We start from the raw sequence: 13871 nt of genomic DNA on the forward strand, positions 1-13871 counted from the left end.
GGCGGCTGAAACGACTGGGGGTACGAAAGCGGGCGCAACCCCCGGCCGGCCTTGGGGTTGAGCCAAGATGAAATCGTCACTTGCCGACACCGATCTTTCCGCCACGGGCCAACAGGTCCTCGTGGGAGGGCCAGCGCCCGAGCAGGACGACGGCAAGCGTTGGAAAATGCCGGCCGCGGCTGTGGCGGCTGGACTTGCTGAGATGAAGGCAAGGCGATCGCAGGCGGTGGTTTTCATAGCCACCAGCGAACGCCGCGCCGATGAGATTGCGGCGGCCCTCTCGCCGATGGTGAAGGACGCCGAGGTGCTGGTCTTGCCGCCCTGGGACTGCCTGCCTTACGACCGCGCCGCGCCTTCGCGAGAAAGCATGGGGCGGCGTATGGCGGTCCTGGCCGCCCTGAACGAAGCCAGCGCAAGGCCTGTGTTCTTGGTCACCTCGCCCGATGCGATCGTGCAGCGGACGCCGTCGCGCGAGCGGATCAAGGCCCGCTTGTCGCTCGCGGCGGGCGAGGCGCTGGATCGCGAAGTCCTGGAATCGTTTCTGACCGATACGGGCTATGCGGCGGATGAGCGGGTCGACGAACCTGGCGAGTACGCTCTGCTCGGCGCGGTGGTCGACGTCTTCCCGCCGGCGTCCGCAACGCCTTATCGCATCGCCCTGGACCAGGCGGACCGGATCATCGAGATTCACGCCTTCGATCCCGTGTCACAGCGCCGGGGCGCCGAGATCGAGACGATCTGTCTGACCCCGGCGGCTGAGTGGAGCGACCGGTCGCCCGAGGATGATGAGGCCGATCATCAGGACACGGGGCCGTCGGTCGATGCTGAGACCTCAACAACCCTGTTTGATTTCCTGGACAAGCCGATGATCCTGACCGACGTGGGCGTTCAGGATCGGTTCGAACGCATTCGCGCGCATGTGGCCGAAGCCTATGACACGCGCCTGCGGTTCAGTGAGGGCGCGCGTCCTGCGAAACCCGACAGCCTCTATTTGACGGAAAAGGACGTTCGGCAGGCGTTGAAAGGCGCCAAACCCCTGAGCGTCAAGGGTTGGGCGCCGACGCCGGCCTTCGCATTGGAGAAGTCGCCGGGGCGGGCCCTTAAACAATTCATTGCCGAGCGGCGCGAGGCGGGCGACCGCATCGTTCTGACAGGATTGCCTCATGAGCACAGGATCATCCTACGCCTGCTGCGTCGCCACGATATCGATACGCCCGTGGCGCTCGAGAGCTGGAGCGCGATCGCACCACTGCAGCCCGGGCAGATCGCCGTCGTAACCGCCGATCTGGACACAGGCTTCCGACAGTCGGCCGCCGGTCTAGTCGTCCTGACGCCCTCGGACATTTTCGGCGGCCGGATCGCGCGAGGATCCGGCGACACGAACGATGCGTTCGGAGAGACCGAACTGCGGTTGGACGATGTGGTCATCCATGAAGACCACGGTCTGGGCGTCCTGAAGGCGTTGGAGCGGGTCGCTGCCGATGGTGTCGAGCGCGACGTTCTGCGCATCGAATATCACGGCGGAGGCACCATCCTCGCGCCGATCGAGGAGTTCGGCAAAATCTGGCGTTATGGCTCGGAGCCGGACGCGGTGTCGCTAGATCGGCTGAATACCCAGGGATGGCTAAAGCGACGCGCCAAGGTCAGCGCGCAGATCGACGAGGCCGCAGCGGCCCTGTCCGCCCGGGCCGAAGCGCGTGCAGCGCTGAGGACCGAGCCGATCACCGCGCCGCGTCAGCCGCTAGCTCGGTTCGCCGCCGGCTTCGCCTTCCCCGAAACGACCGATCAGGCGCGCGCCATCGAGGCGGTCCTGTCGGACCTGGGATCCGGCAAGCCCATGAACCGGCTCGTCTGCGGCGATGTCGGTTTCGGAAAGACCGAGGTCGCGCTGCGCGCCGCGGCGGCCGTGGCCCTTGCCGGCAAACAGGTCATCGTCGTCGCCCCGACCACCGTCCTGGCGCGCCAGCATTTCGAGGTCTTCAAGAGACGGTTCAAGGATACTGACATTCAAATCGGCCACCTGTCGCGCGCCGCAGACAGCGCGGAGGCGCGGGCGGTCAAGGCAGGGCTGGCGGACGGCTCCATGCGCGTCGTGGTGGGTACGCAGGCGCTGGCGTCGAAAGGGTTAGCGTTTTCCAGTCTTGGGCTTGTCATCATCGATGAGGAACACCGCTTCGGCGCGCAGATGAAATCTGCCTTGGCAGAGAAGGCGCCGCATCTGTTGTCGATGTCGGCCACGCCGATTCCAAGAACCTTGCAGAGCGCCATGGTCGGCATTCAGGACGTCAGCCTGATCGCCAGTCCGCCCGCCCGACGCCGGCCCATCCGAACCTTCATGACCCCGTTCGACGCCGGGGCGGTTCGCCTGTCGCTGATGCGCGAGAAGGCGCGAGGCGGCCAGAGTTTCGTGGTCGTGCCGCGGATCGAGGATATGGAACCCTTGGCGGAACGCTTGAAGACCCTGACGCCCGAGCTGTCGGTGGTCTTGGCGCACGGCGACATGTCCCCGTCCGCGATCGACGAGGTCATGAGCCGCTTCTCCGACGGCGAGGGGGACGTGCTTCTGGCCACGAATATCATCGAGACCGGCCTGGATGTGCCGCGCGCCAATACGATGTTGATCTGGCGGCCGGACCGGTTTGGCTTGGCGCAGTTGCATCAGCTGCGCGGGCGTGTCGGCCGGGGGCGGCGACAGGGCTTCACCTATCTGCTTTCCGATCCTGAAGCGCCCATGGCGGCGGCGACGGAGGCCCGGCTTCAGACATTGGAGGCTCTGGACCGACTGGGGGCGGGCTTCGCGATCAGCGGGCGCGATCTGGACCTGCGCGGCGGCGGCGATCTGGTGGGCGAGGAACAGGCCGGACATGTCAGGCTGATCGGCTCGGCCCTGTATCAAGCCGTCCTGGCTCGGGCGCTCGCGGCTGCCAAAGGCGATCCCGATCCAGACCAAGCTTCTCCCAGTCTGAACGTCGGCGCGACAGGGCATCTGCCGGCGGACTACATCCCCGACGAAACCGTGCGCATCAATCTGTACGCCCGGTTGGCGCGCGCCACGACGGCGGAAGATGTCGACGCCTTGCGAGACGAAGCCGAAGATCGGTTCGGCTCTTTGCCAGACCCCGCAGAGGACCTGTTCACCGGCCGTCGCCTTGCGGTGCTCGCCCGTGATGCCGGCGTCACGGAAATCGTGTCGGGACCGAAGGCGACGGCGTTGCGGATCGCGGCGGCGCGTCGGCCCGGCATGGAAGCGTCCTTTCCGTTGCGTGATGATCGACGCTGGTCCGAGGATCGCATGATCGTCGACGCCGCCAACGACCAACCGCACGACACAGCCTTCATTGAAAAGCTTCTGACCGAGTTGGCGGCGGCCTGAGGCGGGGCGAGTTTCAGCGGTTTCGGCGGCCGGGTTCTGTTTTGTTGGGAGCAATTGCGCCGCTGGCGCGCTGATCGACGACCGCCGACCGATCACGGCGGAGCCTCGCGTCTCCGCTTTCTAAAAAGCCCCTGCATGCCCACAGACACCCGCCTCACTGTCGTCTTCCTTCATTCTCTGGGCTCGAGCCGCCACGATTGGGACGCGGTGATCGACCGGCTTTCCGATGAGGTACTGACTGTCGCAATCGATCTTACAGGGTTCGGGGACAGGGCGGGGGAAGGCTATGGCGATGTCCAAGCCGTGCTCGAGGACGTGAGCCGCCGCCTGATCGATCTCCATCTCCCGCGCTGGATCCTTGTCGGCCATAGCATGGGCGGCAAGTTTGCGACCTTGATCGCCGCGCGGGCGCGTGACGGGGCGGCGGGCCTGAGCGGGTTGCTGGGCGTGGTGCTGGTCGCCGGATCGCCACCCTCGCAGGAGCCGATGGACGAGAACAGGCGCGCGGATATGCTGACCTGGTTCGACGATCCGACCAGGATCGAGGATCGGGGACGCCAGTTCATCGACGCCAATATTGCCGCCGGTCTGCCGCAAGCCGCCTTCGATCACGCGCTGGCCGATTTCACCCGAACCAGCCCCCAAGCCTGGCGGGGATGGTTGGCCGAAGGATCGCGCGAGGACTGGTCCGATCAAGTCGGCGTCCTGCCTTTCCCTGCCCTCATCATCGCCGGCGCAGAGGATGGCGATTTGGACGACGCGGCGCAGCGGCGTGTCAACGCCCCCCACTATCGCGCGTCTGACGTGGTGGTCGTGCCGGATGCGGCGCACCTGATCCCTCAGGAACAGCCGGAGCGTCTTACGGGCCTGGTTCTGGAGTTCGTCGAGAAAGTCGGTTCATCCGCGCTGCCTCCAGCCTTCGTGCGTCTGATGGCGTCCGATCACGTGTCGGATCGCACACGACGCGCAATGCTGGATCGTCATTTCGGTCCGGCGCCAGCCGAGGGCGGCGTCCTGAACCCGTCCCAGCGCGCCGTGCTGTCGGCGATGATCGCGCGCATTCTGTCTGATGCAGGCGATCCGGATGATCTGACGCGGCGTCTGGATGTGGGGCTCGCCAGCGGACAGGGCGACGGGTGGCGGTTCGCCGATCTTCCCTCGGACGCCGAGGCCTGGCGACGCGGGCTGGATGAGATCGCCGCCATGGCGCCGGAGTTCGCAACCCTGGCCCCCGATCGCCAGGAAGACATCCTGCGCACCATTTCACAGGGCGAATGGCCCGAGCCGGGCCGGCTTTCGGCGGACGCCATGAGGCTGTGGTTCGAGGACGTCGTGTCCGAGGCCGCGCGCCTGTGGATGTCGCTGCCGGCCACCTGGGCCCAGATCGGTTACGACGGCTTCGCCACGGGCGGCGAAGGCCGGTTTCAGGGCTACGATCAGACGGCGGCGGACCACACCGAACCTTGGCGTCTGCCGATGGAGGGCGTGGGTTGAGCGCGCCTGCAAGGACGGCCGGCGAAACCGATGTCGTCATCATCGGCAGCGGGGCCGGCGGTGCTCCGATCGCGGCCAGGCTGGCGAAGGCCGGGCTTTCGGTCACGGTGTTGGAGGCAGGGCGGGCTTTCGATCCGGCGGAGCATACGCCCGACGAAACGACGGCCGATCTCTATTGGATGGAGGAGCGCCTGAGCGGAGGGCGCGACCCAACCGCCCTTGGGGCCAACAACTCCGGCCAGGGCGTCGGCGGCTCGCTCCTGCACTGGGGCGCCTTTTGCCCACGACCCGATCCCCGTGATCTGACGCTGGCCTCGGAGACGGGTCGCGGGCGGGACTGGCCGTTCGGCTGGGACGAACTGAAATCCTATGTCGAGACCGTAGAGACGGTGATCGGGGTCTCAGGCCCGGCCGACTATCCGTGGGGCGGGCGACAGTTCGCCTATCCGCCTGTCCCGCGCAACGCCCCGGCGGATGCGATGGCCCGTGGTGCGACGGCCGTCGGGCTGACCGTTACGGATGCGCCGGCAGCCGTGCTGTCCCGCGATCGCGAGGCGGGGGCGACGCCCCACCGCATGGCCTGCGTCAACTGCGGCGCCTGCCATCAGGGATGCAGAACCGGCGCCAAGGGCGGCGCGGACAACAGCTTTCTGCCGATGGCCGCAGCCAGTGGCGCCAAGATTATCGCCAACGCGCGGGCGATAGGCGTCGAGCGTGACGCCGGTGGACGGATCAAGTGCGTGATCTATCGTCGCGACGGGCAGGATCAACGGCTGAAATGTCGAACGCTGTTCCTTTGTGCGGGCGGTGTCGAGACGCCGCGCCTGCTGCTGAACTGGGAACTAGGCAACGCCGGCGGCGAGGTCGGCCGCAACTTCATGACCCACGTGGCGACCCAGGTCTGGGGGCGGTTCGACGCCGATATGTCAATGAACCGCGGCTATCCGTCTTCCCTGATCAGCGAAGAAATGGTGCGTCCGTCGGACGCGAACTTCGCCGGCGGCTATCTGATCCAAAGCCTTGGCGTCATGCCGGTCACCCTGGCGGGCGGGTTCGCGCGCGGCGCGGGCCTATGGGGCGCGCCGCTGGTCGATACGCTGCGTAACTATCGCCGGCTCGCCGGGATCGGCATCAATGGAGAGTGTCTGCCGAACGACGACAACCGCCTGACCCTGTCCGATGAGGTCGACGCCGTCGGGCTGCGCAAGGCGCGGATCGACTTCAGCTATGGCGAGAACGAGCGGCGTCTGGACGCCCATGCCCGGCGCGTCATGGCGGATATTTGGACCGCCGCCGGCGCCGAGGACATCTTCGCGGTAGCCCGGTCGGCGCATACCATCGGCGGCTGCCGGATGGGAGACAAGGCGGACGGGGCGGTCGTCGACGCCGACGGGTGCAGCGTCGAGATCGACAATCTGTACGTTTGCGACAACTCCGTCTTCCCCAGCGCGCTTTCGGCCAACCCGGCCTTGACCCTCATGGCCGTCGCCCTGCGCACGGCCGATCGCTTCCTCGAACGTCAACGAACAGGAGATTTGTGATGGACCTCGGGATCAAGGGGCGGATCGCCCTCATTTCCGGCGCCGATTCCGGCATGGGCAAGGAGACGGCGCGGTTGCTGTTGGAATCCGGCGTAAGGGTCGCCTTGACCGACAAGCCTGACGGCACGCTGGATGAAGCCGTCCAGGAGCTTTCCGCCTTGGGCGAATGCATCGGCGTGACCGGCGACGTGACCAAGGCCGACGATGTCGAACGCCTGTGGGCGGAGGTCCGAGACCGCATGGGCGATCCGGATATCTATGTGAACGCAGCGGGCGTGACCGGCGCGACCGGCGATTTCCTGGATGTCGATGACGCCGGTTGGCTGGAGACGCTCGACATCAATCTGATGGGCGCGGTGCGGATGTGCCGCCAGGCCATTCCGGCCATGCGGCGTTCGGGCTGGGGCCGCATCGTCCTGTTCGCTTCGGAAGATGCGGTGCAGCCCTACGTCGATGAACTGGCCTATTGCGCCTCCAAGGCCGGCATTCTCAGCCTGGCGAAGGGTCTGTCCAAGGCCTACGGCTGCGACAATGTGCTGGTGAACACGGTCTCGCCCGCCTTCATTGCCACCCCGATGACCGACGCCATGATGAAGAAGCGTGCCGAGGAACGCGGCGAAACCTTCGAGGAGGCGATCAAGAGCTTCCTGAAGGAAGAGCGGCCCGGCATGACGTTGGATCGCAGGGGCAAGCCGGAGGAGGTCGCAGCGGCCGTCGCCTTCCTGTGTTCGGATCGCGCCAGCTTCATCAACGGCGCGGGCATCCGGGTGGATTCCGGCTCCGTTGCCACCATCGCCGGCTAGTCGCCCGGCAGAACGAGAGAGACCGGCGGCGGGATGATCCCGCCGCCGGTTTTGTCTTGTCAGGCGACGCCCATGCCGCCGGTGACGCCGAAGACTTCGCCCGTGATGTAGCTGCCTTCTTGAGAGGCCAGCAGCACATAGACCGGGGCGATCTCGACGGGCTGTCCCGGACGACCCAGCGGCACCTGCTCGCCGAACTTCATCACGGCTTCCTGCGGCTGTCCGCCAGACGACTGCAGCGGCGTCCAGAAGGGGCCGGGCGCCACGACATTGGCGCGTATGCCCTTTTCGATCAGCTGCTTGGACAGGGCCTTCGTATAGGCGACGATCCCGGCCTTGGTGGTGGCGTAGTCTAGCAGGATGGCGGAAGGCTCATAGGCCTGGATCGAGGCGGTGGTGATGACCGAGGCGCCAGCCGGCAGATGCGGGACGGCCGCCTGGGCGATCCAGTGCATGGCATAGAGGTTGGTTTTCAAGGTCTTGTCGAAGTCTTCCGACGTCACCTGAGAGATGTCCTCGCGATACTGTTGGCGGCCGGCGTTAATGACCAGGATGTCCAGTCCGCCCAGCTCCGACACGGCCTGTTCAACCATCTGCCGGCACCAGTTTTCATCGGTGATGTCGCCTGGAAGGTCGATGGCCTTGCGGCCCTCAGCCTCGATCAGGGCGATGACTTCGGCGGCGTCCTTGCGCTCGGACGGCAGATAGGAGAGGGCCACATCGGCGCCTTCCCGAGCATAGGCGATGGCGGCCGCCCGGCCGATGCCGCTGTCTGCGCCGGTGATCAGGGCCTTGCGTCCTTTCAGCTTGCCGGAACCCTGATAGCTGTCCTCGCCATGATCGGGTTTGGGGTCCATCTCGCGCGCTTCGCCGGGCACAGGCTGCGGTTGGCGCGGGAAGGGCGGCTTTGGATATTGCTCGCGCGGATCCTGAAGGGTCAGGCGATCAGTCATGGAACGTCTCCGTTTCGGGCTGGGGGGAAGTGGTCTGCGCCTTGCCGACTGCGGTCAGGGCGGTCAGATGCGCGAGGTGGCTGAGCCCCTGCGGCATGTTGCCGAGGTAGGCGCCGGTGTCCGGGTCGATCATCTCGGTCAGCATGCCCCAGCGGCCGCTGAGAGCCTCGCGCAGGCTGTCAATGCGGGCGCGCGCCTTGTCCGGTTCGCCGAGCGTCGCCCAGGCTTCGGCGATCCAGAAGGAGCAGGCGATGAAACAGCCTTCCTCGCCCTGCATGCCGGTATAGCGATAGTGAAAGACGCCAGCGCCGAGATGGCGATCTAGCGCCTCAAGGGTTGCGCGCAGTCGATCCTCGCCATCGAACCGGAACCGCACGGCCAGGGCCAGGGCGGCGTCCAGCTTGTCGCTGCCTGGATACATGACGAAGGCCTGAAGGCTTTCGGACCAGCAATGCGTCTCGACCCAGTCAAAAATCCGGTCGCGCTCCCGCCGCCAGCGATCCCGGCAAGTCGTCGGCAGTTGTCCCGCGTCCGCCAGCTCGACCGCACGGGCCAAGGCCTGCCAGCAGCTGATCTTGGACATAGTGTAGTGCTGCTGATCCTCCAGCTCCCACATGCCCGCGTCCGGCTGTCTCCAGGCGTCGGCGCACTGGTCCGCCAGTTCCGACAACTGCTGGGCGCTGGCGCTGTCGAGGATGTTGCCGCAACCGACGAAGCGCGAGGCGGTCTCGAAGATGTCGCCGAACACGCCGTGCTGGGCCTGATCGGCGGCCCGGTTTCCGGTGACGACCGGACGTGAGCCTTGATAGCCCGGCATATCCCAGTGCGTTTCCGGCGGCACGAGCGCGCCGTCCAGGCTGTAGCAGACCTTGGCGCCATGGCGCTTCAGCTGCATCAATAGCCAGCTGAAGGCGGCCTTGGCCTCGGCCTGGGCGCCGGCCGCGAGGAAGGCTTCGATCGTATAGCCGGCGTCGCGCAGCCAGGCGTAGCGATAGTCCCAGTTCTTGTCGCCGCCCAGACGCTCGGGCAGGGACGTCGTGGCCGCTGCGGCGATGGCGCCTGACGGCGAGTACAGCAGCAACTTCAACGCCAGGGCGCTGCGAATGAAGTCGTCGCGATACAGGCCGGGACAGTTCAGACGCGCCGCCCAGTCCCGCCATTCCTGATCCGACAGGTCGATGCGGGCGTCGATCTCTTCGATGGACGGCACGACCAACGGCTCGTCCCGCCCGGCGACGATGGCCACCGTGCGCCGCTCGCCCGCGCCGACAACGATGGTTCCGACAATGCCCTCATCGGACCATTCGCATGAGATGCGCGGATCGTGGACGAACAGGCCAAGCACCCGCTCAACGTGGAAGACCGTGTGTTCGCCGATCTTGGAATGGTACGGATTGGCCGTATCGCCCCGACGCCCCAGACGCATGTCCAGGGCGAAGGTCACCTCGCCCTCCAGGCCATCGATACGGCGGGCCAGTTCGCACCACGGCAGGCGGCCGGCCGTGCCGCTGTTCAGGCTCTCGGTCAGGCGCGCCCGCCCGGCGGCGGTGGTGAATTCCGTCTCCAGCACATTACTGGCGGGACGATAGCGGCGGGTCGCCGTGAAGGCCTCGGTCGGCGTGATCGCAAACCGGCCGCCCTCCGGATCCAGCAGGCGGTCGAAAAGCGGCGGCGCGTCGATCGCCGGCACGCACCACCAGTCAATGCCGCCATCCAGCGCTGAAAGCGCCACCGTCCGGCCTTCGCCCAGAACGCCGTAGTCTTCGAGGGCGACGTAACCGTCGGGACGGAGCGTCTGTGACGAGCGCGCCGGATGGGGCGTGAAGGCCGTCTCTATCATCGTTTGGACGATCCGATCGCAAAGCCCGCCGTCACCGCAAGGCCGGCTAGGACACCGACCGCCGCGACCTTGATCGCCGCGATCTGGCGGCTGGACACGAAACCGATCCACGGTCTGACGACCCGTTCGGTGTCCGGACCGTCGATCGCCGCCGGACCGTCTTCGGGTTGATCGAGATTGCCGAGACGCGGCAGTTGCGGGTCGCCCTGCTGCGCTGTGATCATCCTGGCGGCCTGCCGATCCGCCAGCGCCGGTGCGAACTGTTGCGCCAGCGCCATCAGCCATGTCGTGCGACCCACGAAGACCTTGCGGCTGGGCCTCTGCACAGCCGACCAGACGGCGTCTGCACACAGGCGGGGATCGAACAGGGGATCTGGAATGACCTGCGCCCGGTCGGTCCGGTTGCGTGACCACAAAGGCTGGGGCGTGTTGACGGCCGGCAGATAGACGGTGGTCAGGGTGACGTTGGAGGCTGAGGCGATCAGTTCGGCCCGAATAGCCTCGGTAAACCCGTCGACGGCGGCCTTGGCGCCGCAATAGGCCGCCTGCAGCGGGGCAGGGCGCAGCGCCAATCCTGAGGAAATCTGGATCACCGCCCCTTTGTCCGCCGGCCGCATGACCCGAAGCGCCGCGCGCGTTCCGTAGACCTGAGACAGATAGGTCGTCTCGACGACGCGGCGGTAATCGGCGTCGGTCAGATCTTCATCGCGCCCGATGACCGTGGACATGGCGTTGTTGACCCAGACATCGATGCCGCCAAGAGCGCTCACGACGTCGCGGCCCGCCTGCTCGACGAACTCTGGATCGGACACATCGCCCGCCATGCCGATCACTCGGTTTCCCGAACGCTTCAGCTGTTCGACGGCCTTGAAAAGCCGCTCAGCCTGTCTGGCGATAACCACGACCTGCCATCCGGCTTGGGCGAACCGCTCGGCGATCGCGAGACCGATGCCGGCGCTGGCGCCTGTGACGACGATGACCGGCATGGCGATCCTTCTGATCTCGATTGCGGAATGACGATCGCGGTTGCGGCCGAACGGGGAGGCTCTGACAACGACACGTCCGGAGGAAGGTTGCCGTCTTTCCGGCGACCGGCGCTTAAGTCGCTAGTCAGCATTTTGATGCTGGCGCAAAGCTTCGCCCATAGAGATGGACGGGCACGAGCATGCAGGACGGCGGCAAAGACTGTGCAACGTCATTCGCTGTCGTGCGGTGCGGAGCCGCTGGACCAAGCGGCGCAGCTTCGGATAGTTTCTCTCTGCTGAAGGCGGGGTGAAACGATGCGTGCAGCTTGGATCGGCTGGGTTGCTGTGGGCATTTTGGCCGGATCAGCGCCGAACGCCCTTGCGGCGGTCTCCCAAGTTCAGGCCGCACCCCAAGAGGCGGCCCAAGGCGACGCTACAGTCGCTCTGACCTATGCGGCCGCTCAGCAACGTATTCGCTCCAACTCCAGTCTCGGTCGCGCTGCGGGCTATGGGATGCAGGCCGCCAAGGCCCAGGCGGATGTGGCTGCCGGGCTGAATCGGCCGACCGTAGCGCTCGATGCTCAGTTGATCCGTTATCGCAAGACATTCGATCTCTCGCTGGGCGACACGCTGGACCGCGCACAGGCCGAGCTCGGCGCCGCCATTCCTGGGCTCATCGCGGATTTGCCCGGTGTGCCGGGTGACGTGTTGCAGAGTGTCGGCCAGCGGCTGGAAGCGGCGCTTCCCGAAATTTTCGCCGCCTTGCCGCAAGACGTCCGATTGCAGGTCGACGACACGACCTTTCGCCCCACGGTGACGGCGCTTCAGCCGATCTATACCGGCGGCGCAATTCCAGCCTTACGACGAGCGGCGGCGGCCAATGTGGATCTGGCGCAGGCGAAGCAGCAGGAAGCGGTCAGTCTGGAGGACGTAAATCTGGCGCGGGCGTACTTTGGCCAGGTGTTGGCAGCCGAAGCGCTGAAGATCGCACGCGAGACCCGTGACGGCTTCGATCTGCATTTGCGCAACGCTCGACTGTTGGAATCGCAAGGCGTGCTCAGCCACGCCCAGACGCTTCAGGTCGAAGTCGCCCGCGATGCGGCTCAGCGGCAGGTCAGCAGGGCCGAACTGGAGCACGACAACGCCGTGGCGTCCCTCGCCAGGGTTGTTGACACCAATGGCCCCTTCATTCCAACCACGCCCCTGTTCGTGAACCGTGACCCAGTCGATCCAGCCGGCGTGTTTCTTGACCAGGCAAGCCAGACGAACGCTCGCCTTGCGCAGGCTCAAGCCGGGCGCGATCTGGCCGAGGCGGGCGCCGATCTCGCGGCGTCACGAATGAAGCCGTCCGTCTATGCATTCGGAACCTACAACCTGAACTCAGACGACGCTCTGCCGACCGAGCCGGATTGGGCGGTTGGGATCGGCGCCCGTTACACTCTGATTTCGACGGTGGATCGACGACGTATGCTGGGGGCCGCACGCGCCCAGGCCTCGGCTGCTGCGGAGGTGGAACGACAGGCCCGAGACGACGCCCGATTGCTGGTCACGCGAGCCTATAATCAGGCGGAGTTGGCGCGTCGTCAGTTTCTGAGCATGGACAGCAGCCTGGAGGCCGCCAGCGAGAATCTTAGAGTTCAGGAGGTTGGGTTCCGTGAAGGCGAGGCCACAGCCGCCTCCGTCGTGGACGCCCGCAATCTTCTGGGGGCCGCGCGTTTGCAACGCGCAGCAGCAGCTTACGAATATGATCTCAGCCTGGCCGCCTTGCTGGCGGCGTCGGGAAGCGATCTGACCTTGAACGACTATCTGCAACGCGAAGACCGGATAAGCGCGCCATGAGCGAGACGCCTCCCTTTGCCGATGCCTCGACAAACGGTGCGCCGACCATCGCGGCCAGTCGTACGTCTGCACGGCGACGTATTCTGCCTGTGATCGTGGGCGTCGGCCTCGTGCTGCTGATCGGCTTCATCATCGTGGGCCTCTTCCTCGCGGCCCGTCCTGTAAGGAATCAGGTTCAGGGCATGGTCGAGGCGGAGACCTTCACTGTTGCGACCAAGGTGCCCAGTCGCGTGGAGCGCTTCCTCGCGTCAGAGGGCGATCAGGTGAAGGCAGGTCAAGAGTTGGCTCTGATGAGCAGCCCGGAGGTTGCAGCAAAGGACGCTCAGGCCCGCGCCTTGCTTCAGTCGAGCCAAGCCATTCAGTCAATGAGCCGCGAAGGCGCTCGGCGCGAAGATGTGCAGTCGGTCGAGTCCATCTGGCGCGCCGCCCAGGCGACGGCTCGTTTGGCGGACCAAACTGCGCGGCGGGCGGAGAACCTGTTCGCCGAAGGCGTGATTTCCGCCCAGCGCCGTGACGAAGCCGTGGCCGCTCGCGCTGCTACAGCCTCGCAGACCGAAGCCGCCCGTCAGCAGTACCTGAAGGCATTGGCAGGGACACGGCCACAGGAAAAATCTGTTGCCGACGCCAATGTGCAAGGCGCGCAGGCCGCCGTCGCTGAGGTCCAAAGCCTGCAAGGCGAGACACGACTGCTCGCTCCAAATGACGGCGAGGTTGCGGAGCGTTTCGCCAATGTCGGCGAGCTCGTGCTCACGGGCGTGCCAGTCTTCACAATCGTGGACATCGGCGACCCGTGGGTTACGTTCAGTGTGCGCGAGGATCAGTTTCGCGATCTGAAAATCGGCGCGATCGTGCGTGGCGACGTGCCCGCACTCGGCGTTACTGACGTTGCTTTCCGTATCACCGCCATCAGTCCTCAAGGCGAGTTCGCCACTTGGCGCTCAACCCGGCAGTCGAGCGGCTATGATGTGCGAAGCTTTCAGGTCGAGGCCAAGCCTGTTCGACCTGTCAACGGCCTGAGGCCTGGCATGAGCGTCCTGTTCGATTGGTCCGCACGGTGAAACGC

General features: G+C 65.9%; 9 protein-coding genes. 6 read left to right on the forward strand and 3 right to left on the reverse strand.

Going from position 1 to position 13871, the window contains the following annotated elements:
* Positions 1 to 67: 67 nt before the first annotated feature.
* The 4 genes from BLR19_RS00050 to BLR19_RS00065 all read left to right on the forward strand — a co-directional run bounded on the left by BLR19_RS00050 (position 68) and on the right by BLR19_RS00065 (position 7211).
* Positions 68 to 3373, forward strand: a complete 3306-nt coding sequence (locus BLR19_RS00050) for a DEAD/DEAH box helicase (protein WP_091745746.1) — start codon at positions 68 to 70, stop codon at positions 3371 to 3373.
* Positions 3374 to 3508: 135 nt separating this feature from the next.
* Positions 3509 to 4867 carry an alpha/beta hydrolase gene (locus BLR19_RS00055; protein WP_091745749.1) on the forward strand — a complete coding sequence of 453 codons (1359 nt, stop codon included), beginning with the start codon at positions 3509 to 3511 and terminating at the stop codon, positions 4865 to 4867.
* Positions 4864 to 6408 carry a GMC family oxidoreductase gene (locus tag BLR19_RS00060; RefSeq protein ID WP_091745752.1) on the forward strand — a complete coding sequence of 515 codons (1545 nt, stop codon included), beginning with the start codon at positions 4864 to 4866 and terminating at the stop codon, positions 6406 to 6408. Before BLR19_RS00055 ends, BLR19_RS00060 begins: the two co-directional genes overlap by 4 nt.
* Complete coding sequence (locus BLR19_RS00065; protein WP_091745755.1) at positions 6408 to 7211, forward strand: SDR family NAD(P)-dependent oxidoreductase; 804 nt, start codon at positions 6408 to 6410, stop codon at positions 7209 to 7211. Before BLR19_RS00060 ends, BLR19_RS00065 begins: the two co-directional genes overlap by 1 nt.
* A gap of 59 nt (positions 7212 to 7270) precedes the next feature.
* Here BLR19_RS00065 and BLR19_RS00070 read toward each other — a convergent pair whose 3' ends face one another.
* From BLR19_RS00070 to BLR19_RS00080, 3 genes are read right to left on the reverse strand one after another with little or no spacing between them, the layout of a single operon-like run.
* Complete coding sequence (locus BLR19_RS00070) at positions 7271 to 8164, reverse strand: SDR family oxidoreductase (RefSeq protein WP_091745758.1); 894 nt, start codon at positions 8162 to 8164, stop codon at positions 7271 to 7273.
* Entirely contained in the window at positions 8157 to 10004 is a 1848-nt protein-coding gene (locus BLR19_RS00075; protein WP_091745761.1) for a glycoside hydrolase family 15 protein, read from the reverse strand. The genes BLR19_RS00070 and BLR19_RS00075 overlap by 8 nt, the downstream gene beginning before the upstream one ends.
* A complete protein-coding gene (locus BLR19_RS00080; protein ID WP_091745764.1) occupies positions 10001 to 10990 on the reverse strand; it encodes an SDR family oxidoreductase in 990 nt (329 codons plus the stop codon). The genes BLR19_RS00075 and BLR19_RS00080 overlap by 4 nt, the downstream gene beginning before the upstream one ends.
* Before the next feature lie 294 nt (positions 10991 to 11284).
* Between BLR19_RS00080 and BLR19_RS00085 the strand changes: the two genes are divergently transcribed.
* Entirely contained in the window at positions 11285 to 12808 is a 1524-nt protein-coding gene (locus BLR19_RS00085; protein WP_091745767.1) for a TolC family protein, read from the forward strand.
* Positions 12805 to 13866, forward strand: a complete 1062-nt coding sequence (locus BLR19_RS00090; RefSeq protein WP_255366331.1) for an HlyD family secretion protein — start codon at positions 12805 to 12807, stop codon at positions 13864 to 13866. The genes BLR19_RS00085 and BLR19_RS00090 overlap by 4 nt, the downstream gene beginning before the upstream one ends.
* Positions 13867 to 13871 lie beyond the last annotated feature (5 nt).

The organism is Brevundimonas sp. 374 (assembly GCF_900102995.1).
Taxonomy (GTDB): Bacteria; Pseudomonadota; Alphaproteobacteria; order Caulobacterales; family Caulobacteraceae; genus Brevundimonas; species Brevundimonas vesicularis_C.